15 protein-coding genes and 4 pseudogenes are annotated in these 20,087 nt (G+C 67.3%); 5 read left to right on the forward strand and 14 right to left on the reverse strand.

The features are described from left to right. Positions 1-37: 37 nt before the first annotated feature. Positions 38-727: a type 1 glutamine amidotransferase domain-containing protein gene (locus ACFYP5_RS32110; RefSeq protein WP_389042406.1), complete on the reverse strand. Its 690-nt coding sequence runs from the start codon at positions 725-727 to the stop codon at positions 38-40. 506 nt (positions 728-1,233) lie between these two features. Here ACFYP5_RS32110 and ACFYP5_RS32115 point away from each other — a divergent pair. Beyond that, positions 1,234-1,386: pseudogene (locus ACFYP5_RS32115) on the forward strand (arginase family protein); the annotation flags it as partial. Between the two features lie 482 nt (positions 1,387-1,868). Next, positions 1,869-2,054, forward strand: a complete 186-nt coding sequence (locus ACFYP5_RS32120; RefSeq protein ID WP_389042408.1) for a hypothetical protein — start codon at positions 1,869-1,871, stop codon at positions 2,052-2,054. A 1,004-nt stretch (positions 2,055-3,058) separates the two neighbouring features. Here ACFYP5_RS32120 and ACFYP5_RS32125 read toward each other — a convergent pair. From ACFYP5_RS32125 to ACFYP5_RS32140, 4 genes are all read right to left on the reverse strand, one after another. Further along, positions 3,059-3,403: a hypothetical protein gene (locus ACFYP5_RS32125; RefSeq protein WP_328891554.1), complete on the reverse strand. Its 345-nt coding sequence runs from the start codon at positions 3,401-3,403 to the stop codon at positions 3,059-3,061. 385 nt (positions 3,404-3,788) lie between these two features. Then, positions 3,789-3,917, reverse strand: a complete 129-nt coding sequence (locus tag ACFYP5_RS32130; protein WP_389042410.1) for a hypothetical protein — start codon at positions 3,915-3,917, stop codon at positions 3,789-3,791. Between the two features lie 480 nt (positions 3,918-4,397). After that, complete coding sequence (locus ACFYP5_RS32135) at positions 4,398-4,616, reverse strand: hypothetical protein (protein WP_389042411.1); 219 nt, start codon at positions 4,614-4,616, stop codon at positions 4,398-4,400. A gap of 279 nt (positions 4,617-4,895) precedes the next feature. Then, a complete protein-coding gene (locus tag ACFYP5_RS32140; protein WP_389042413.1) occupies positions 4,896-5,864 on the reverse strand; it encodes a helix-turn-helix transcriptional regulator in 969 nt (322 codons plus the stop codon). 63 nt (positions 5,865-5,927) lie between these two features. On the opposite strand from ACFYP5_RS32140, the gene ACFYP5_RS32145 reads away from it, so the two are divergent. Beyond that, positions 5,928-7,073 (forward strand): epoxide hydrolase family protein, encoded by a 1,146-nt coding sequence (locus ACFYP5_RS32145; RefSeq protein ID WP_389042415.1) that lies wholly within the window; start codon positions 5,928-5,930, stop codon positions 7,071-7,073. Positions 7,074-7,303: 230 nt separating this feature from the next. Here the strand turns inward: ACFYP5_RS32145 and ACFYP5_RS32150 are convergent, their stop codons facing one another. From ACFYP5_RS32150 to ACFYP5_RS32165, 4 genes and pseudogenes are all read right to left on the reverse strand, one after another. After that, entirely contained in the window at positions 7,304-7,918 is a 615-nt protein-coding gene (locus ACFYP5_RS32150; RefSeq protein ID WP_389042416.1) for a TniQ family protein, read from the reverse strand. After that, positions 7,915-8,928 (reverse strand): annotated as a pseudogene (locus tag ACFYP5_RS32155) (AAA family ATPase). The gene ACFYP5_RS32150 and the pseudogene ACFYP5_RS32155 overlap by 4 nt, the downstream one beginning before the upstream one ends. A gap of 32 nt (positions 8,929-8,960) precedes the next feature. Continuing rightward, the gene (locus ACFYP5_RS32160) at positions 8,961-10,478 is read right to left on the reverse strand and encodes an integrase (protein ID WP_389042557.1); all 1,518 of its coding nucleotides are present in this window, start codon (positions 10,476-10,478) and stop codon (positions 8,961-8,963) included. A gap of 353 nt (positions 10,479-10,831) precedes the next feature. Further along, positions 10,832-11,362: a TnsA-like heteromeric transposase endonuclease subunit gene (locus ACFYP5_RS32165; protein ID WP_389042418.1), complete on the reverse strand. Its 531-nt coding sequence runs from the start codon at positions 11,360-11,362 to the stop codon at positions 10,832-10,834. A gap of 435 nt (positions 11,363-11,797) precedes the next feature. Between ACFYP5_RS32165 and istA the strand changes: the two are divergent. Continuing rightward, positions 11,798-13,368 (forward strand): annotated as a pseudogene (istA, locus tag ACFYP5_RS32170) (IS21 family transposase). Beyond that, a pseudogene (gene istB / locus ACFYP5_RS32175) lies at positions 13,365-14,159 on the forward strand (IS21-like element helper ATPase IstB). Before istA ends, istB begins: the two co-directional pseudogenes overlap by 4 nt. Positions 14,160-14,208: 49 nt before the next feature. Here the strand turns inward: istB and ACFYP5_RS32180 are convergent. From ACFYP5_RS32180 to ACFYP5_RS32200, 5 genes are all read right to left on the reverse strand, one after another. After that, positions 14,209-14,847: an HAD family hydrolase gene (locus ACFYP5_RS32180; RefSeq protein WP_389042420.1), complete on the reverse strand. Its 639-nt coding sequence runs from the start codon at positions 14,845-14,847 to the stop codon at positions 14,209-14,211. A 224-nt stretch (positions 14,848-15,071) separates the two neighbouring features. Further along, positions 15,072-15,500, reverse strand: a complete 429-nt coding sequence (locus ACFYP5_RS32185; RefSeq protein ID WP_389042422.1) for a hypothetical protein — start codon at positions 15,498-15,500, stop codon at positions 15,072-15,074. Between the two features lie 424 nt (positions 15,501-15,924). Beyond that, complete coding sequence (locus ACFYP5_RS32190; RefSeq protein ID WP_356245528.1) at positions 15,925-17,370, reverse strand: aldehyde dehydrogenase family protein; 1,446 nt, start codon at positions 17,368-17,370, stop codon at positions 15,925-15,927. A 459-nt stretch (positions 17,371-17,829) separates the two neighbouring features. After that, positions 17,830-19,320 carry an FAD-dependent monooxygenase gene (locus ACFYP5_RS32195; RefSeq protein WP_389042424.1) on the reverse strand — a complete coding sequence of 497 codons (1,491 nt, stop codon included), beginning with the start codon at positions 19,318-19,320 and terminating at the stop codon, positions 17,830-17,832. A 131-nt stretch (positions 19,321-19,451) separates the two neighbouring features. Next, on the reverse strand, positions 19,452-20,081 hold the full coding sequence (locus ACFYP5_RS32200) for a cysteine hydrolase family protein (protein WP_389042426.1): 630 nt from the start codon (positions 20,079-20,081) through the stop codon (positions 19,452-19,454). Between the last annotated feature and the right edge of the window lie 6 nt (positions 20,082-20,087).

The raw sequence follows: 20,087 nt of genomic DNA on the forward strand, positions 1-20,087 counted from the left end.
AGGCCCCCTGTCGGTGCCCAAACCGCGGCGACACCTCTCAAAGGGCCTTGAGCAGCCGTTCGGCCAGGACGGCTGCCGAGGCGGGGTTCTGTCCGGTGAACAGATTGCGGTCAACCACCGTATACGGCTTCCACATCTCACCCTTGGCGAACTCGACTCCCAGGTCGACGAGCTCGTCCTCCAACAACCAGCGGGCCTTCGGGCCGAGCCCGACCGCGTTCTCTTCCTCATTGGTGAACGCCGTGATCCGGTAGCCGGCGAACGGCGATACGCCCTGAATCCTGGTCGCCAACATCGCGGCCGGGGCGTGGCACACAATGGCGAGGGGCTTGCCGGAGGCGAGCGCCTCCGTCAGCAACCGTCCGGCGTCCGCGTCGACGCACAGGTCCTCCATCGGGCCGTGGCCACCCGGGAAGTAGAGGGCGTCGTAGTCTTCCAGGCGGGCGTCCGACAAGTTGATCGGCCGCCGCATCACCTCTGCGGAGCGGATGACCGCCTCCAGATCGAGAGCGATCTGAGCGCTGCCGGCCATGTCCGGGCGCAGGCTCATCATGTCCACGGTCGGGACGACCCCGTGGGGGGTTGCAACCACGACCTGGTGGCCGGCTTCTGTGAGCGCCTTGTAGGGGGCCGCGAACTCCTCGGCCCAGTAACCCGTCGCGTGCCTGGTCCCATCCTTGAGCGTCCAGTACGCCGCGCCGGTCATCACGAAAAGTAGCTTCGCCATCGGACAATCGACTCCTCGTCCATATTTGATCTGATTGGCGGAGATTGAATTTAGACACACCTTATGTCAAAGTATGATGCATGCCACATGTCGGTGCCGCCGATCCGCTCCCGCCTTCGTAGTCTGGAGCAGGTGATCTACCCCGGATCGGTGAGCGGCGCGGGCAACGGGCGCACCAGGCGGGCGTTACGGATGCCCTGATCCGGCCGATGGGAGTTGCGGAACTGATCGAACTCCCTCAGGGCCTTCACGAGATGACATCGGTTCCAGATCAGGTGCGGTCCGGAAATCCACGCCGGCAGATCTGTACCCACCCTTCCAAGGCGGAGTTCGTTGCCGGCGTCTCGATGCCGTCCATGACGAACCCGACGCCTGCACCGTTGAGTGGGCGGCGAAATCAGGTCGGGGAACCTCCCGTCACGGCCCCGCATCAGGAAGGCGCTCGACCGCTTCCGCGGACAGCGAAACGAGGTGGCCCGCGCCGTCCCGCGCGCCAGAATGGCCGGATGCGCCGCATCGTCGTCATCGACGCCCCGTCCAATCTCGGCCTCCGGCCGCCCACCGAAGGCACCGTGCCGGGGTGCTACAAGCTCGCCGGCGCGCTGCGCGAACAGCGGCTGGTGCAGCGCCTCGGGGCGTACGAGGGCGGCGTCGTCGTACACAGGGATGATCGCCTCGACCGCGTGGACGTTCGCCCATGGCACGCGTGAGGTGGCGGGTACGGCAGCCACGGTCGCGTTCGGCTCGGCCGTCACTCCCATCGTCAGCCCGAGCCAGGCGCCCGCTCCAGTCACAGAGTTCGATGCCAACGACGGCCGCCACCGCTTCACCGAGGCCGCCAACTCACTCGACGGGGCCCTGGGACTGGCAACCCACACCGGTGCCCGGCTCTCCTGGTCGTCGTCTCCGACGGTCACTGGGAGGGCGTTGAGCGGCGCGGCGGCGCCGGGGTGGTTCGCAGGCTCACCGATGCTGGAGGCCACGTGCTGTGGTTCTGTCTTGATGACTGCTCCGACGTGCTGACTGGTGCTCATCGCGTGGACATCGCCGAGGTCTCCGACATTCCCGCTGCGCTCAGTGCGGCCCTGATCGCCGCTCTGCGTGCCGCGTTAAGGATCTGACCGGGCTGCCCGCTCGTCGGGTGGTCGCACCGAAGGCAGGGGTTCACCGCCCCCAGGTACTCCTCGACGGGGTGGCCCGTCTGCTCGCCGAGAAGCCGCCCGCCCCTGTGATCGCCGAGTACCGCACCGACCTTTCGGAGCAGTTGCAGCTACTGGAGAGGCTCGGCCTGCGGCCGCCACGTGATCGGGACGCCGACGACAGGTAAACCCCATGCGGAGCGCCCCGGGCCAAGGATGCGTGCGGCTTCCGCGGGTCGATCATCACACCAAGGGTGGGCATCACGCCGGAACGGACTTGGGGAGGATCCGGTGAACACTACCGGGCGGAGATGGGTCGCGCGGTTTTCGTGGGCGGCACTCGCGGTGCCGGCGAGCGCGGCGCTGACGGCAATTGCGTCCGGCCTCGTCTACGGTGCGTCGCTGACGCCCGTCGGATGGCGGAACACGCTCGTCATGGGCTTCGTCGGGTTGGTGCTGGCGGGGGGTCTGCTCGGCTGGCGTTCGTCCTGTACGACTTTCGGACGGAGAACACGGAGGAGAGCGCGAAGGAACGGGAGATCGCCCTGGCCATCTGCGTCGCTGTGACGATGTTCGTGGGGTGGATCGCCCTACAGGACCAGGTGTTGCACGAGCGCCGGCCGATCCGTCCGGGCGGTCGTAACGGCTCTGGAGGGCAGCGCCAGCCCGTTCGACGCCGGAACGGAAGCGATCCTGACGGACGCCTCCCACCACCCGCTCGGCGCCATCGGCGCAGGCGACCTCGCGGTCGGTGACCACATCACCGTTACCGTCGACCCCCGGGGCAGATACGGCGTCAATGCCGGCCCGCCGCCCGCCAATCCCGGGTGGCTCTGGACGCCGGCCGCCCTGATCGCCGTGGTTCAGGCCCTGCTCGTCGCCTCGATCGGTTTCAGCGTGGCGAGGGCGCGGGAACACTGACCGCCTCGGCGCAGGTGAGCCGACTCGGCTGACGTCCCGCAACCACACCGCCTGATCAGCGACACGGCCCGACGAAAGATCAGCCAGCCGCCCGGAGCGAGCAGCACCGGCGCGCCCACGAACCAGACGGCCATGCGGGTCTGCCGCAGCCGGCCGCTGGTGACCCTGCGGCTCAGGACGGCTGCCGTTGGAAGTCCGATGACGGTCACGGCCGGTGCTCTGAGGCCGGCCCCGGCCTCAGAGCACCGCAGTGGTGCCGGGTGCGGAGGGGTCAGGCGCGAAGCTGCATGTACTCGAAGACGGAGCCGTCCGGGTGGCGGGCGACGATCCTGGTGCCGTTGGGAACTTCGTTGGGCGCTTCGAGGATCTCGGCGCCCGCCTTGCCGAGGGCTTCGAGAACGGGGGCCAGGGAGCCGACGATGACGGTCCCGTTCTGTGAGACGTATTTCTCGAGCGGCCCGGAGTAGAGCAGGAAGGGCCCTACGAGTGCCAGCTCCAGATCACGGTACGGAAATCGGCGGACTTCCGTCTCTCCGGTCAATTCCTGGTACAGAGGGATCGCGTCCTCAAGGTTATCCACCTCGACGTTCGCGACCATTGCGTGGATGTTACTCATAGTGGTACTCCCTTTTTGGTTACGGTTCTGGATGGTGTTACCGCCGGTGCACTTTTGGCGTGCGACGGCATATCTGATCACCTGACGGTGAAAACTTGAGTCCCTGAGTGACGCTCACGTGGTCGCTGTCGGGGTCTGAGCGAGGCCCGCCCCGCAGGCATCGTGGGTAGCAGGAGGAACCAGGCGGGGAGGTCCGACACCGGGCATTCCTCATCGCGGTTGCATTTCCGACTCCCCAGGCCGCACTGGTAGGCGTTCGAAATGTGAGGGGCGGAACTTCTGCCATCGCTCGATGCTGAGCAAATCCGGTGCGATTTCGCGCGCCGGAAAATGGGGGCCGGCTACACGCAGGTGCCCGGCTTGACGGTGTCCTCGTTCGACACGATCAGCAGCCGAAGTGGGAGTTGTCGCTCTCGGAGCGAGCGCCGAAGGAGAAGGAGTTGAGCGATCGCAGCCAGTTGGTGCGCGCGAGATGGCGGGAGCGGGAGCGGCGAATGTCGGTGGCGGCGCGCAAGGTGGCTTCCTTGGAGGGTGGGGGGTAGGGGCTGCTCGTGGGTGCGGAGCGGAGCGGAGGCGCCAGGCGGCAACTTCGCGATTTCCGTGGGCTGTGAGTCGGTCCTGGTAGGGCTCTGGCGCGTCGGCGACGACCGCACGTGTGGTCATGAACACGAGGTCATTCGCGTGGGACTGCCTACAGCCCGGCCGGCGCTTGCCGGATCCAGCGATGCGGGGATCACATACCGGGGCATATGTGCCTCGGTCTCACGATCAGCAAAACACATATGGACGATCGGGTCAAGAATGGGCTGGTGCTGTTGCACAGGTCACCTTCAGGGCCACCTCCGGCACAGCGCACGCGATGATGCCTGGCACAGGAGGCGTGAGACTCTACCTGACTCGGCTCCTTCAGGGGCGGCGCCCGGGGGGCTACGAGGTGCGCCGTCGCCCCGCGAGGGGCGGACCTGCCTCCTGCCGGTCGCCAGGCAGGCCGTACCTACGCCGAGGCAGGAGGTGGCGTCGCCGGGGGCAGGAACGGGTGGCGTGCCATGGCCACCAGCGTCCGTACCGCGATGGCTCCCACGAGTGCGGTCGCGGCGGCCAGAAGGAGGCAGGAGAGAACAAGTTCGCCGGGAGGGTGGCCGGGGCTGGTCCAGTGCAGTCCGGTGGTCGCCACCGTCGTCCAGGTGGCTTTATCGAGCAGTAGTGACGTCACTTGTCGACGGGTGACCTGTCTCAGGGAAGTTAGTCGGCTGGAAGCCGATGACCTGGGCGGACTGGATTGGTTGAGACGAGCTGTCCTGTCTCAATTGATCTGATCCGGACCGGGAGCTGTGAGCTGGGACGACCAGATTGGTGGAGACGGCTGCCTGACGGGGATCTCCATTGATGTGGTCCGCCTGGGCTGTTCTCCTGAGTTGTCTCAGATGATCTGGTCCGGCATTGGCGGATCTGGTGGGTAGCGGTCCTGGTGGGCCTGGCGGGTCTTTTCGCCTCAGCGGGCAGGCGGTGTGGAGCGGGCGTAGCGGTCCGCGAGTCGACGCAGGTGGGTGACCAGTTCCGCGGGCTCCGTGACGTCGAAGTCGAAGTCCAGCATGCCCAGATGGACCGCGAGGGTCTGCACCGTGTCGGCGCCGGTGGTCAGGACGCAGGTGTCGGCGTCGAGTGCCTCGACCGTGCCGACCGCGGGGTTGATCTGCTCGATCACCGCCGTCGCCGGGGCGTGGACGATCACCCGCGCGTGGTGGCGCCAGGCCGCGCCCGATACCCGTTGGGAGACGTACGCCGCGGCGTCACCGCCGGGCAGGTCGCGCGGGGTGAAGCGTGGTCCGGTCGGGGTGCGGGGCTGGATCCGGTCGACCCGGAAGGTCCGCCAATCCTCGCGCTCGACGTCCCATGCCACGAGGTACCAGCGACGTCCCCAGTTCACCGCCCGGTATGGCTCCACAAGGCGGCGGGTGGGCGTGCCGGCGTGGTCCAGGTAGTCGAAGCGCAGTCGTTCCCCGTCGCGGCAAGCGGATACCAGAGTGGTCAGTACGTCCGCGGAGACGGTCGGAACCGGTCGGTCGGCCGGCACGGCCACGGTGTACGCCTGGAGTGTCCGCACCCGTCGGCGCAGCCGCGAGGGCAGTACTTGCTCCAGCTTGGCCAGTGCCTGCAGCGAGGTCTCTGCGGTGCCGGGGACGGCGCCCTGCGCAGCGGTGCGCAGGGCGACCGTCACCGCGACGGCTTCCTCGTCATCGAGAAGCAGCGGGGGCATTGCCGCCCCAGCGCCCAACCGGTAGCCGCCGGTGGCTCCGCGGGTGGCGTCCACTGGATAGCCGAGTTCGCGCAGTCGGTCGATGTCATTGCGGATGGTGCGGCCGCTCACCCCGAGGCGCTCGGCCAGTTCGGATCCCGGCCAGGCCCTCGGGGTCTGCAACAAAGAGAGCAGGCGCAGCAACCGTGCGGAGGTATCGAGCATGAGACCCAGCCTGTTGTGCCATTAGGCATGAACCGTGCCTATATCGAGAATACTGTCTTACCCATGGAGAGCAGCAGCAAGACCGACGCCCTGATCCGCCCCTTCCGCATCGACGTCCCGCAGGACGAACTCGACGACCTGCGGGAGCGGCTGGCACGTACCCGCTGGGGCAGCGAGATCCCCGGCGCCGGCTGGAGCCGGGGTGTGCCGACCGCCTACCTCAAGGACCTGGCCGCGTACTGGGCCGACGGTTTCGACTGGCGCAAGGCGGAGGCGGAGCTCAATGAGTTCCCGCAGTTCACCACCGAGATCGATGGCCAGAACATCCACTTCCTGCACGTCCGTTCGCAGAACCCGACGGCCGTGCCGTTGCTTCTGCTGCATGACTGGCCCTGCTCGTTCGTGCAGTTCGTCGAGGTCATCCGGCCGCTCGCGGAGGACTTCCACGTCGTCGTGACCTCAACGCCCGGCACCGGCTTCTCCGGTCCGCTCGGTGAGGCCGGATGGAACACCGGCCGCACCGCAGGCGCATTCATCGAGCTGATGGGGCGGCTCGGCTACGGTGCCCACGGCGTCCAGGGAACGGGCGGCGGAGCCTGGATCGCCGCCGAGATGGGGCGCCAGGCACCCGACCGGGTCATCGGTGTGCACGTCAACGGCCTGGTCACCTTCCCTTCCGGGGACCCCGCCGAACTCGACGGGCTGACCGGGCTCGAGCAGGAGCGGCTGGCGAGGCTGGAGAACTTCCAGCAGGACAAGATGGGCTTCAACGCCATCCAGTCCACCCGCCCGCAGACCCTCGCCTATGGCCTGCACGACTCGCCGGTCGGCCAACTCGCCTGGATCACCGAGAAGTTCAAGGAATGGACGGACCCCGCCGCTGAGCTCCCCGAGGACGCCGTGGGCCGCGACCGCCTGCTGACCAACATCAGCGTCTACTGGTTCAGCGGCACGGCGGGCTCCTCGGCGAACCTGTACTACGAGGCGGGCCACGACCCGAGCGCCTGGGCCCCGAAAGCGCGCGGCACCGTCCCGACCGGCGTGGCCGTCGCCCTGCACACCGACATCGCCATCCGGCGCTTCGCCGAGCGGGACCACAACATCACCCACTGGACCGAGCTGGAACGCGGCGGCAACTTCCTCGCGCTGGAGCAGCCAGAAGCGTTCGTCACCGACGTCCGTGCCTTCTTCGGCGCACTTCGAGGCTGACACTTACGGTTGGCATCCCGAGAACGCCCGGGCAGCCCACGGCCTTGAAGCCACGTCGGGACTGCCCGGGCTGAACCACTCCGAGTTCCCCCTGACGGGCGGCAGCCTCGGATTCCTCAACTTCACCGCGCAGTCGGTCGTCACATCGGCCAGATCACCTGAGACGACGGGCGAATCGCGCCAGATCAGCTGAGATCGGGGCCAGGAAGACTGAGATAGGACACGAGCGGTCACCGCTCACGTTGCGGTGTGTGGTCCTGGACGTAGAGCCTGATGATGCCGTAGGAGATCGATGTCTCGTGCTCGTCCATGAGTCGCGCCCAGATGTCTCTAGGGCTGTGCCCAGCCTCGATCATGGCGTCGATGAGGTGGCAGACAGGGTCGAGGGCGGTTGGCCGGCGAGGCAATGGCTTGCGGATGCGGGGGGCGCGTCCGTCCAGTGCGGCCCTGACGGTCCGCCAGGTGACCTTGTGGCGTTTTTCCAGGGCTCTGCCCGAGAGGGCTTCTGCTTCAGCATCGTGTCGGATGCGCTGGTAGAGCTCTTGCTTGTCGTTCTTCTTGGGCGGTTTGGGGCTCGGGCGGGGGTTGCGCCGTCGGCGGGGTGGGCTGGAATCGGCCAGGACGCGTTCCAGTAATTCGGGCGGGCGCCCGGCCAGTGCCGCGAGACGTTCGAGTTGGGGTTTCCCGAACCAGTTCGACGAGCCGGTGAGGAAGCCGTGCAGGTAGCTGGGTTTGAGGTGGTTGGCGTGGGCCAGACGACGGATGTAGGAGTCGGTGGGTTCTCCAGGACGCGGCCGGACCTGGATGGGAAGCCGGGACAGTGATGGTTCCGGAGTATCGGTCATGCTCGGGGCGTCTTCTTCTGCGGAGGGGCCGCGGTCTCGGCCGCGTAGTCCAGAGGGATCGCGTCGATCGTCTCCTTCGTCACGCGTTCGGTGCCGCTGAGGATGGCGTCGATTGCGGCTCCTCGGATCGCGTGGGAAGGGCCCCGATCATGCCGTCGGTCCGTTTGTGGAGGTAGCGGTCAAGTTTGACCAGACTGCCGGGTGGGTGATCGTGCAGCAGGAGTGTGTTCTCCAGGGTCGCGACCAGCCCTTTCCACTCGGGGCCGTAAGGGAATGGGCGGGTGGGGACGAGTGTGAAGCGGCCTGCGATCTGGGCTCCGCGGGTGCCAGCCGGGAGCTCGCTGTCCTCAACGCCGATGCCCGCATAGACGAACGTCGCGGGAATGCGCTCCGAGAAGTACTTCAAGGTGTCCAAGACTTCGGCGCCGGACCGGGTGGTCTGCGAGATGTTGTGGATCTCGTCGACGAGCACCAGGCCGGTGCGGGTGTCGGTGCAGACCCCGACCACCGCCTCGATGATGTCGGTCATGGTCAGTCGGGACCGGATGGGCAGGCCGAGAAAGCGGGCGAACTCCGCAGCGACCATGCGGGCTGTCGCGGCTGGGGGGAACGGTGATGCAGAGCACCGGGATGCGGTCCGGGACATTCGGATGCCGGGCCCGGTCAAGGAGTTCGTGGGCGCGTCCGAGCTGGGTGATGGCGATGGTCTTGCCGGTGCCGGGCAGGCCGGAGACGATCAGCCCGCGGCGGGCGCTGATCGCATGCCGGTTGAGCAGAACGAGCCGCCGGCCGCAGGTCACGGTCTTCTCGACGAACGAAGTGGCGACCACGAGGATGCGAGCGTGATGATCAAGGCGGGCCTCGTCGAAGAGGTCCCGATCTGTCGGGGACAGCCTCTGCAACTCGTCCAGAGGAAGTAGAACTGGGGGCTCGGACGAACTGGCGACGAACTTCCGCCACCCTTCCAACGTGGTGAGCTGCCGGCTGGCAAGGGCATCAGCCTCCTGCAGCAGGGTGTGTTGGGATGCTGGCGCTGAAATGGTCACGGGCGCTTCCAGGGGTTGGCGAGCGGATCGAACAGGCCCAGCGGGATGACTTCGGCGAGATCGGTGTCTGCTTCGTCGTCGTGTGGCGGCTCGGCAGGCGGCTCGGGGATCGGCCGGTCGGCGGCGGTTGCCCGGGTGCGGGCGGCGACACGACGGTCCCGCCGCGACGGCCTGGCCGGGTGGTCCTTCTGCTCGGCCGGGCCGTCGTGGGCTCGACGAAGCAGGGCAGCAGCGGCATCGGCGATCTGTTCCTCGGTGCCGCTGGGGACCTGCTCGCAGGCCCGGTCCCAGGCCAGTTCACCGAACGGGACGCCGACGCGGTGAAGGTGTTTCCAAAACACGGTGATCCACCGGTTGCGGCGGCGGTCGCGTACCCAGATCCGGGAGATGTCGTAAGGGTCGTGGTGGATCTCCCGCAATCCCTTCTTCGCCGCCACCCCCGAGTGCTGGCGGCGCAAAGGGGTCAGTTCTGGGCTGTCAGAGGTGCGGCGCTTGATTCGGATGCCATAGGAGTTGATCGCCTGCCAGCGTTCAGGCAGCAGCTCGACGTAGTCTTCGCCGCTCAGCGGGGCGGGGATATAGCCGCAGGACTCAAGCAGTGTCGCGTACTTCTCGTTCGGCGAGAACGCCCGCGTCGGCGCCTCCGGATCGCGTAGTCCGTCATGGGGCCTCGTCTGCCAGCAGGCGATGACCCACTCATCGAGAAGATTCTGGAGTTCGGGCAGCGACCACAGCCTTCCGTCTTCCAGACGCCGCCCGCGGCGGTCCGTGGTCGAGCCGGTGTAACCCGCGACGAACTGGGCGAACAGCGTGGCCACTGAGCCCAGGGTCTTCTCGATCGTGCCTTTGTCGGTCGGTGTCGCCTTGTGGGCAGGTTGCAGGTTGATGCCCAGATAGCGGCAGGACGCCCGGAAGTTGTGCGAGACGAACACCTTGCCGTGGTCGCAGACGATTGTCTCCGGCACGATCACCGGCCGGGCCGCCACGTGCTCCAGGCGCTCGTCAATGCTCAGCAGCCGCCGGTGCGGAAGCACCGACCTGGACATCCGTAGCGCCTCTGACCAGCCTGGACGCATCGCCTCCGGGGTGACGCTGCGGGCCAACAGAGCGGAGGCGTCCGCAGCTTTCGTGGTGGGCCGTAGCACCGCCGCGGTGATCGACCTCGTGGCAATGTCGACCATGGCTGTCAGCTCGACCTTTTCGGCGATCCCGTCGTCCAGCCGCACCAGAACGTCCAGCGGGGTGGAGTCGATCTGCATCAACTCGCCCGGCGCACTGGCCGGCACTTCACCGAACGGACCTGAGGGTCTTGCGTTGATCGAACGACGTGTGCGGGCCGACCCGGTGGCATGAGTGCCCGCGGCCAGCTTGTCGAACAACCGATAGAGCGTGGCCCGCGACGGCAGCTCAACAGCGGTGCTCTCGCAGTCGGCGAGAATCTCCTTGGTCCGCCAGATGATGAACCCGATGGTCCTGGACGACGCGTCGGCAGTCTCGGCGATCGCCTGTTGCATCGCCTCCACCACCCCCGGGTCGACGTGCCCGAAGGCTGGCATCTGCTTTGCCGACCGGCCATCCACCAGTCCGACCAGCCCGTCTCGCTGGTAACGCTGGCGTCGCTGCTTGATGCCACTGGCCGACACCCGGTGCCCGGCCGCCGTCAGTTCCGCTGCCTTGGCCCGTTCGCGGTGAGCCAGCGAGTGCTGTTTCGGATCGAGCTCCGGCCGCGGCTTCGTCCCTTCCACGACGTCCGGTGGAAGGCCGTCCAGGACCTCCAAGATGTGCCTCTCCCACCAGCGAGCCTGTTCAGCGGCCGTCTCAGGAAACTCCGCGATCCGAGCCGTCGGCGGAACTCGCCTTTTGCCGGTCACTGGGCACCCCTATCAGCCAGGCTCACGACCGTGCGTGGACCCATCAGCTCGGTCGACATCGCCTCGGCGGTCAGTTCCTGGAGCCAGAGCAGGTGGAACAGCACGGCCAGCGTTGCCAGTCGATCGCCTGCCGCATCTGCCCCGGCCATCAACGGCCTTGGACTCGTAAAAAGTTCCCGGAGCCGGTCCGCGACAGGGCCGTTGAGGCAGCGGGGGTGCCGGTAGCGCGACAGCCACTTGGCGTTCGCCAGCAGCACAGCATCTGGCACCCCGACCCGCTCGAACCTCCAGCCGGCCTGGGAACAGGCCAGGCTCGTCACCTCGAACGCTTCGGCGTCCTTCGGCTCGATCCGCGCGTCCGAACGAACATCGGCGACCGCAGCTGAGCCGTCCGCGCGGCGAACGAAATAGTCCGGGGCGTGTCGACGCTCTCGATCGCCGTCGTGCCAGTGCAGCCAGAACGGCTGCGCAGCGATCCCCATCACCTCAGGGTCGAAGTCCATCAGCAGGAGCAGGTCACGCTCCAACCACGATTCAAGCCGACGTGTTGCCCGGTCGTGGCCGCCCAGTACCAGCCCGCGAAGTGACGCTCCCCCCGCGACCAACGAAACGGCCGCACCGGAGCGACGTCCTCGAACCGGGCCGTCACACAGTCCAGCAACGGACGCCGGCGACGCTCCCGTACGGCGTCGACGTACGACAGCTCGACGTACGGCCCCGCAAGATCCACCCCAGCCGGTACAGCCACCCGCCACCCCCAGCACGATCACCCGCACGACTAGGTTCGCTGAGACGGAAGGCGAAACGACTGGGTTCGCTGAGTAAACGCCTCGATTGGATGAGAGCGGTCAACGGGTTTGGGAGGCGGCCTGAACCACGGTCGGGTGATGTTGACGAGTTTGGGAGGCGCTGGGGTTCTTGCCAGGGCAGCATCGGGATGCTCCTGGTGAAAGGTCCTGGTCATGCCGCAGATGTCGAAGGTCGAGTTGTACGCGGCGATTCGGCGTGACCATCGCGGCGGCATGTCGATGCGGGAGCTTGAGCGCAAGCATGCCGTGACCTGGCGGACGGTACGGAAGGCGTTGGACTCGTCCTGGCCGGAGCCGCGTAAAAAGCTGCCTCCCCGGGCCACCACGCTGGATCCGTACAAGCCGGTCATCGACGAGATCCTGCGGGCGGATCTGGACGCGCCGCGCAAGCAGCGGCACACGGTCACCCGGATCTTCCACCGGCTGATCGAGGAGCACGGGGCGGACGTTTCCTACGGGGTGGTGCGCTACTACGTCGCCGGCCGGAAGCCCGAGATCCTGGTCGAGTCCGGCAAAGCGCCGCTGGAGGCATTTGTCCCGCAGACCCACCTGCCCGGCCACGAGGCGGAGGTCGATTTCGGCGACGTGACGGTGCGGCTGGGCGGCGAGCTGGTGACCTGCTACCTGTTCTCCTTCCGCCTGTCGTACTCGGGCAAGGCCGTCCACCGGGTGTTTGCTTCCTGCGGGCAGGAAGCCTTCTTCGAAGGCCACGTCCACGCGCTGCGGACGCTGGGCGGGGTCCCGCGGACCAAGGTTCGCTACGACAACCTGAAGGCCGCCGTTGCCCGGGTGCTGGGACAGAGCCGCGGACGCGTGGAGGCCGACCGGTGGATCGCCTTCCGCTCGCACTTCGGCATCGAGAGCTTCTACTGCCGGCCCGGCATCGAAGGCGCCCACGAGAAGGGCGGGGTCGAAGGGATGATCGGCTACTTCCGCCGCAATCACTTCGTTCCCGTCCCCGAGGTCTCCTCGCTCGCTGAACTGAACGAGATGGTCGAACAGTGGGACCGGCAGCACGACGCCCGCAGGAGCCATTCGAGACGGGCCGGCTGTTCACGCCGCGGGTCGACCGCTACGGACAGATCCCGGTCCGCACCAACCGATGCTCGGTCCCCATCCGGCTGATCGGCAAACGCGTGCGGGTCATGCTGCACGCCTCTCACCTGGTGGTTTACGACCAGAACGTGGAAGTGGCCCGCCACGAGCGGCTGATCGCGAAGGGCGCGGTCCGCCTGGATCTGGACCACTACCTGGAAGTCCTGGTTCGCAAGCCCGGCGCCTTCCCCGGCTCAACCGCTCTCGAGCAGGCCCGTTCGGCAGGCAGGTTCACCCCGATCCACGACGCCTGGTGGGACCAGGCCAAGAAGATGCACGGAGAGCGGGATGGCACCCGGGCTCTGATCGAGGTCCTCCTACTGGGTCGTCACCTGCCCCACGAGCATGTCGTCGCGGGCCTGGCGTCCGCCATGCGGGCCGGTGCCATGACCGCAGACGCGGTTGCTTTGGAGGCCCGCAAGGCCGCCCAGGCCGAGTCCGAACCCACCCCGGTGGTCGGCCGGCTGGCTCCTGGCACGCCGTCGGCGACGGTGACGTCCCTGCACGAATGGCGACTCGCCCACCTTCCTACGGACACCAGGCCGCTGCTCTCGGTGGCCCCCTATGACCAACTGCTCCGACGCCGCCGCACCAGCGGCAGCGACCACCGTGAGGGAGAAGCACAGTGACCCTGCCCCGCCAGCGACGTTTGACCGAGCAGGCCGCCGACGCCGCCATCGACAGCGCCTGCCGGCTTCTGCGCCTACCGTCGATCCGCAACGAGTTCTCCGATATCGCCGACCGGGCGATGAAGGACCAGATGACCTACCGAGGCTTCCTTGCCGAGCTGCTGATGACCGAGTGCGACGACCGATCCCGTCGCCGCTCGGAAAGGCGGATCAAGGCAGCCGGTTTCCCGCGGGAGAAGTCGCTTCGAGCGTTCGACTTCGACGCGAACCCCAACATCGACGCGGCCACCATCCACACCCTCGCCAGCTGCGAATGGATCAAGAAGAGCCAGCCACTCTGCCTGATCGGCGACTCCGGCACAGGCAAGTCCCACATGCTCATCGCCCTGGGCACCTAAGCCGCCATGAAGGGCTACCGCGTCCGCTACACGCTCGCCACGAAGCTGGTGAACGAGCTGGTCGAGGCCGCCGACGAGAAGCAGCTCAACAAGACCATCGCCCGCTACGGCCGCGTCGACCTCCTCTGCATCGACGAACTGGGCTACATGGAACTGGATCGCCGCGGCGCCGAACTCCTCTTCCAGGTGCTGACCGAGCGCGAGGAGAAGAACAGCGTCGCCATCGCCTCCAACGAGTCCTTCGGCGGCTGGACCAAGACCTTCACCGACCCCCGCCTCTGCGCGGCCATCGTCGACCGGCTCACCTTCAACGGCACGATCATCGAGACCGGCACTGACTCCTACCGCCTCGCCAGCACCCGAGCCCGGGCAGAACACGTAGATGCAGGCTGAACAACCGCTTCAACCGGCCGGCTACCGCTGAGTGTCGGCCGGGCCAGCATCATCCGAGCGGGACACGCCCTGGAACCCGGGGCCCGGCATCCAGATGAGCTGCGATGCGCGTGATCGTCCGGGCGTTGTCCTCAAACAGATGCGCCTGCATGCCAGCCGCTCGGGCAGCCTCAACGTTGACTGCGACATCGTCGATGAAGAGACAGCTCTCCGGCAGCACGTCCAAGCTGTCGCAAGCCGCCTCGAAGGCTCGCAGGTCGGGCTTCTCGATCCCGATCTCGTGTGAGTAGACGATGTGCTCAACCAGTTCGTCGAAGTGGTACAGCGCAGATTCTCGCTCCCGGGCCCCGACGAAGCTGTTGCTCAGGATGCCCAGCCTGCAGCTTCCCCGCAGCCCTCGCGCATAGGCGATGAGTTCCTCGTTCGGCGTCCCCAGGTATTCCGCCCAGGCATCAGCCATGAAGGCCCCCACTTGGGGCGCGTTGAGACCCAAGCGGGCTGCCACTTGCTGGTGCACCTCTCGCTCACTGATGCTCCCGACGCTGCCAGCCCGCCATACGTCGCGCATCCGCTCATTCACTTTGCCCAGTGGCAACTCCAGCCGCTCTTCCCACCGTTGCACCCATCCCGTCTCCGGCGTGATCTCCAGCACGCCACCGATATCGAAAATGACGCAATTTGCTGTCACTCGAACTCCCCCTCTTGGTCCTGCCACCTGGCGAGCGCACACCGCCCGCTCATGCGATCTATGGAGACACTGTTGTCCTTCCCTCCGGGGCAAGGTCAAGCGATCTTGGAAGCTTGTGGCAGCCCTGTTGCGAGCCGCCGACACGACTCGGCTGCCTCAGCAGGTGCCTTCAAAACTCATCACAATCCGCAGAGTCCTTGGCCGGACGCCGACGTCAGAACTCGTCAACAAACGCTGTCGCAAGAAGTGAACGAAGCCATCCAGGAGAAGGTGAAAGCCCAGAAGCCAGGTGTGAACCGCAGGCGGAGAAACAAGGGGAGCAGCCGTACCTGGGCGAGGATCATCAGCAGGCAGTAGCCGGCGAGCACAGCCGAGAGCCGGTCGATACGGTCGTGGTTGAGGGCGAAGCAGGCGACGCTTGCCATGGAGGCGGGTACTACCTCGATGGCGAGCGTCGGCGTGAGGCCCGGCGGAGACACTGCGTACCGCAGATACAGCAGAAGCGTCACGCACCAGACGACCGCAGCGAGCGCGACCAGAGCGCGGCCCACGTCGATCGGCACGTGGCCTTCATGGGCTGCCGTGAGCCAGGTGCCGGCCAGGCCCGCGAGGCCCAGAGATATTCCGAAGAAGGCGAGAGGTATGCGCGGCACGACCATATCCAAAACCCCTCTGGTTCCCGGGATCATGTCGGGCTTCGCAAGCGTCTCGCCCTGCGGGACCCGGCCAGAGGAGGACGGCCCCCACGACGCATGCGCCGCCGCGGAATCTCGTCCCCGAATCCGTCCCTTCTATCGAGTCTGCATCGATACGAGCCGCACCGCCCGCGCGGCGCCGTGCGACTCGCGCCATGTGCAAGACCAACAAGAGCCAGAGACCAATGCTCTGCGGGATGCAGGTGGGCGGCTGGTCAGACACACTTGACTCTGACACCGAACGGCACGGCGAGGACACGCCGAAACGTGCGGGAGGCCGTGCCGCCGGTGAACGAGCGTGGCCGCAGGGCGTTCGGCGAAGACCGGTCGGTGGCGTTCCTGGCGCCTGCACCCTGCTCCCCTCCCGTCACGCGGCGACTCGTCAGAGTTCGAGGTCGGTCAGAACCAGGACTCGCTCGTAGGTGTAGTCCTCCATCGCGAACTTCACGCCTTCGCGGCCTACGCCCGACTGCTTGGCGCCGCCGTACGGCATCTGGTCGGCCCGGTAGGACGGAACATCACCGATGATCACGCCGCCGACCTCGAGCGCGCGGTGCGCACGGAAAGCGACCTGCACGTCGTGGGTGAACACGCCCGCGTGGAGGCCGTATTTGGAGTCGTTGACCGCGGCGAACGCCTCTGCGTCGCCGTTCACCTTCGTCACGGTCAGGACCGGGCCGAACACTTCCTCGCAGGCGAGGGTGGTCTCCGCCGGGACACTGGTGAGCACGGTGGGTGCGTAGGAGGCGCCGTCGCGCGTGCCACCGGTGTGGAGTTCGGCGCCTGACGTCACCGCCTCGTCGACCCAGGTCTCGACGCGCTTGGCCGCGTCTTCGCTGACCAGCGGCCCGACGTCGGTCTTGTCGTCCGACGGGTCGCCGGTCACCTGGGCCTCGACGGCGGCGACGATGCGCGGCAGCAGCCGATCGTACACGGAGGCGTCCGCGATCACCCGCTGCACGGAGATGCAGGACTGGCCGCCCTGGTAGTTCGAGAAGGTGGCGATCCGGGTGGCGGCCCGGTCCAGGTCCTCGTCGCTCGCCCAGTCGGCGAGCACGACCGCCGCACCGTTGCCGCCCAGTTCCAGGGTGCAGTGCTTGCGGGGCACCGAGTCCATGATCGCGTAGCCGACCTTCTCGGAACCGGTGAAGGAGATCACGGGCAGGCGCTCGTCCTGGACGAGGGCGGGCATACGGTCGTTGGAGACCGGCAGGATCGACCATGAGCCGGCCGGCAGGTCCGTCTCGGCCAGCACCTCGCCGAGGAGCAGCCCGGAAAGAGGAGTGTTCGGAGCGGGCTTGAGGATGATCGGCACACCGGCGGCGATGGCGGGAGCCACCTTGTGCGCGCCCTGGTTCAGCGGGAAGTTGAACGGGGTGATGCCGAGGACGACGCCCTTGGGAAAGCGGCGGATCAGGGCGAGGCGCCCCCGGCCGCCTGCGTCGGTGTCCAGGCGCTGGGCCTCGCCGCTGTTGAAGCGGCGGGCCTCTTCAGAGGCGAAGCGGAAGACGGAGACGGCGCGGCCGACCTCGCCCCGCGCCCACTTGATGGGCTTGCCGTTCTCGGCGGAGATCAGCTGTGCTATCTCCTCGGTCCGCTCGGCAAGGCGTTTGGCGACCTGGTCCAGGGCGGCGGCCCGCAGGTGGGCCGGAGTGGCGGCAAACTCCTCCCGCACCGCGTAGGCGGCGGCAACAGCCTCTTCAATCTGTGCGTCGGTCGGCACAGAAACTGTTCCGACGAGCCTGCTGTCCCACGGGGAAGTCACGTCGAGGGTGCTGTCGCCTTCGGCCGGGCGTCCTGCGACCCAGAAGGAATGGACAGAAGTCATGGGTGGGCTCCGGCTCTATCGTGATAAGGGATTTCGGATGGTGTGTCCTTCACGGTAGGGGTGTGCCCAGGTGCAGTGGCTTGTTCGACTTGTCTGAGTGGGCGGACGGCGCACTCCTGTTCGGCATGAAGAGGTTCCCGGTTGCGTCTGCTGGCCCGACCTGTTGATCGGGCGCCGTGGACGTGCCATCCGTGGCTGGTGCGGTCGGGCACTGGTGCTGCCGTCGTCGGAGCGCACGAGCACGTCCTCGAGGCAGGCCCCCCTCGGCGGGCACTGCATCAGATGCCTCGGCCGTAGCCGTCACGAGATGTCGTCCAGCCGGTGTGCGCAGGTGTCCACACCAGCTCACACCTGGGACCACGCTTGGGCCCGTTGGGGCGTGGCGTGGCGGCGAGAGGCTGTTCCGTCGCAGCCGCGGGCACCGGACGGCGGCCGCGTCGCGCGGTGTCAGGGGCCGGCTTATCTGGAGGTAGGGGTGCCTTGATGGGCGGTAGCGCCTGCACCACACCAGTCCGTCAGGGCCTGTCGGGCGGCCTCGGCCCGGCGTTGCGGATGTTCCTCCGAGGTGGTCCACGCGATGTACGCGTCCGGCCTGACCAGCAGGGCCCTTCTTGTCAGGCCTGGCACGGACGCGAACTCGACCTCGTCGGCCCAGCCTTCAGTCACCGCGGTGGGGAGCGGCGCATCCGCGGCGGTGACGAGCACGAAGCGCCGGGTGCGCAGAGCCTCGTACAGCCGCTTTCCGTCGGTCAGTGGCAGGTCGGGAACGCGCTTGCCGACAAGCGGGGGTGCGCCACTCGGAGCGGCGTAGGCGATGTCGAGTCCGGAAATCGCCCGGGCGGCCCGCTGGGCTACGGGCCGGATGCGCAGCACCGTGCGGGCGAAGAGGTCGCGGAATCCGCACATCGCCTTTGGCGTCGTCAGTACCCCACGCAGAAGTGCGCCGCTCATCCGAAGTACCCGACGGCCCACCGGATGCCGCTCGGCCTCGTACGTGTCGAGCAGAGCGTCCGGAGCCCGGCCGTGCAGGACAGCCGCCAGTTTCCAGCTGAGGTTGACCGAATCCTGGATGCTGGTGTTGAGGCCCATCCCGCCGGCGGGTGAGTGTACGTGCGCGGCGTCGCCGACGAGGAAGACCCTGCCGACGCGGTAACGGGGGCACTGGCGTTCATCGCTGTGGAACCGGGAGAGCCAGCGTGCGTCCCGCATGCCGAAGTCGTTCCCGAGCGCCCGCTGGGCGACTGCGCGGATCTCGTCGAGATCGACGGCCGTGGTGTCAGGCATGTCGTGGCGACGGTTCCAGGCCATGACGCGGAACCAGCCGTCGCCGAAGGGCACGACGATGGCGAAGGCGTCCCCCACCGCCCCGACGGTGGGAGGTTTTCTCGGCGGCTCGGCCAGGCGTACGTCGGCAAGCATCATCGAACGAACCGCGGACCGGCCGGGAAAGGGGAGGCCGAGGGACTCACGCACCTTGCTATTGCGGCCGTCAGCGCCCACCACGTAGGCGGCACGCAGGGTCTGCACCGTACCGTCCGGGGCGCGTACCTCGACGTCGACGCCCGTGGAGTCCTGCCGCAGACCGGTCGCCTCGTAGCCGCTCTTGATGTCCACTCCGTGGGTGAGAGCGCGGGAGCGGAGCAGCCGCTCGGTGTTGTACTGCGGTGTCACCAGGACGTGCGGGTAGCGGGTCGGCAGCCGTGAGAGGTCGATCTGCAAGAACTGCAGGACCGGATTGCGTAGTCCGGTCTTGAGCAAGTCGTCGGCGATCCCGCGGGCGTCGAGTTGCTCCATCGTCCGGGCGTGCACGGCGAACGCCCGGGTGAGCTGGGACTCCCCTTCGCGGCGCTCCACCATGGTGCAGGCGATCCCTGCCTCGGTCAGATCGCCCGCGAGCATCAGTCCCGCGGGGCCGGCCCCCACGATCAGCACGCCTTCCTCGGGGCCCATGTACGTCCTCCGCATCGATCGACATGGAATTCAGGTGTAGGTCCGCCTCGGCGGTCTTGACGGATGAGGCGAGGTCGGTCGGTCGAGCGCGCGATTCGACGCTCCTCACCGCGTGCTACCGGTAAGGGCCCTCAGGTCGCCGGTGCGCGCGTGGCGGTGAGGAATTCGTCAACCGTGAGCGTCGCATGTGAGATGAACGGATACCGCAGAATCATCGCGTCGTAGGCGTCCCGGCCCCCGACTGCCGCGGTCGCATCGGTGAACGTGGTCACGTGGAAGCCGTGTTCCATGCAGCTGCGGGCGGTCGACTCCACGCACATCGTCCCCACCATGCCGGCGATGGCGATGTACTCCGTGTTGTGCTGGCGGAGCTGGACCTCCAGGTCCGTGTTGGCCAGGACGTCGATGTTCTTGTGCGGAGTGATCACGATTTCGCCGTCTTGAGGCGACAACTCGGGGTGGAAACCGGCCCCCCAACTCCCCTCTACGAAGAGGCGGTTGTCAAACATCTCGTGGTGGATACCGGAGATGTGCTTCCACGAGGTGTAGTCCGCTTCGGTGTAGGCCATGGGTGCGAAGAAGACGGGAAATCCCTGCTCTCGCGCGCCCGCCAGCAGGCGCTTGAGGTTCTCGAAGGTTCCGATCCGCTCGAATTCCTCCTTGAAGGTGGGGTAGGCCTTGCCGTCCTCGGAGAAGACATCGTTCATGGTGTCGATGAGGAGCAGGCCTACCCGCCCCGGCTCGTAGCGGTGAGCAGACATTCACCC

This window comes from Streptomyces sp. NPDC005262, from assembly GCF_042872425.1.
Lineage (GTDB): Bacteria > Actinomycetota > Actinomycetes > Streptomycetales > Streptomycetaceae > Streptomyces.

Bases quoted from the DNA above. Each gene is read 5' to 3' on its own strand.
- ACFYP5_RS32110 (WP_389042406.1), bottom strand. From the start codon at position 727: ATGGCGAAGCTACTTTTCGTGATGACCGGCGCGGCGTACTGGACGCTC.
- ACFYP5_RS32125 (WP_328891554.1), bottom strand. From the start codon at position 3,403: ATGAGTAACATCCACGCAATGGTCGCGAACGTCGAGGTGGATAACCTT.
- ACFYP5_RS32140 (WP_389042413.1), bottom strand. From the start codon at position 5,864: ATGCTCGATACCTCCGCACGGTTGCTGCGCCTGCTCTCTTTGTTGCAG.
- ACFYP5_RS32145 (WP_389042415.1), top strand. From the start codon at position 5,928: ATGGAGAGCAGCAGCAAGACCGACGCCCTGATCCGCCCCTTCCGCATC.
- ACFYP5_RS32150 (WP_389042416.1), bottom strand. From the start codon at position 7,918: ATGACCGATACTCCGGAACCATCACTGTCCCGGCTTCCCATCCAGGTC.
- ACFYP5_RS32160 (WP_389042557.1), bottom strand. From the start codon at position 10,478: ATGCAACAGGCGATCGCCGAGACTGCCGACGCGTCGTCCAGGACCATC.
- ACFYP5_RS32190 (WP_356245528.1), bottom strand. From the start codon at position 17,370: ATGACTTCTGTCCATTCCTTCTGGGTCGCAGGACGCCCGGCCGAAGGC.
- ACFYP5_RS32195 (WP_389042424.1), bottom strand. From the start codon at position 19,320: ATGGGCCCCGAGGAAGGCGTGCTGATCGTGGGGGCCGGCCCCGCGGGA.
- ACFYP5_RS32200 (WP_389042426.1), bottom strand. From the start codon at position 20,081: ATGTCTGCTCACCGCTACGAGCCGGGGCGGGTAGGCCTGCTCCTCATC.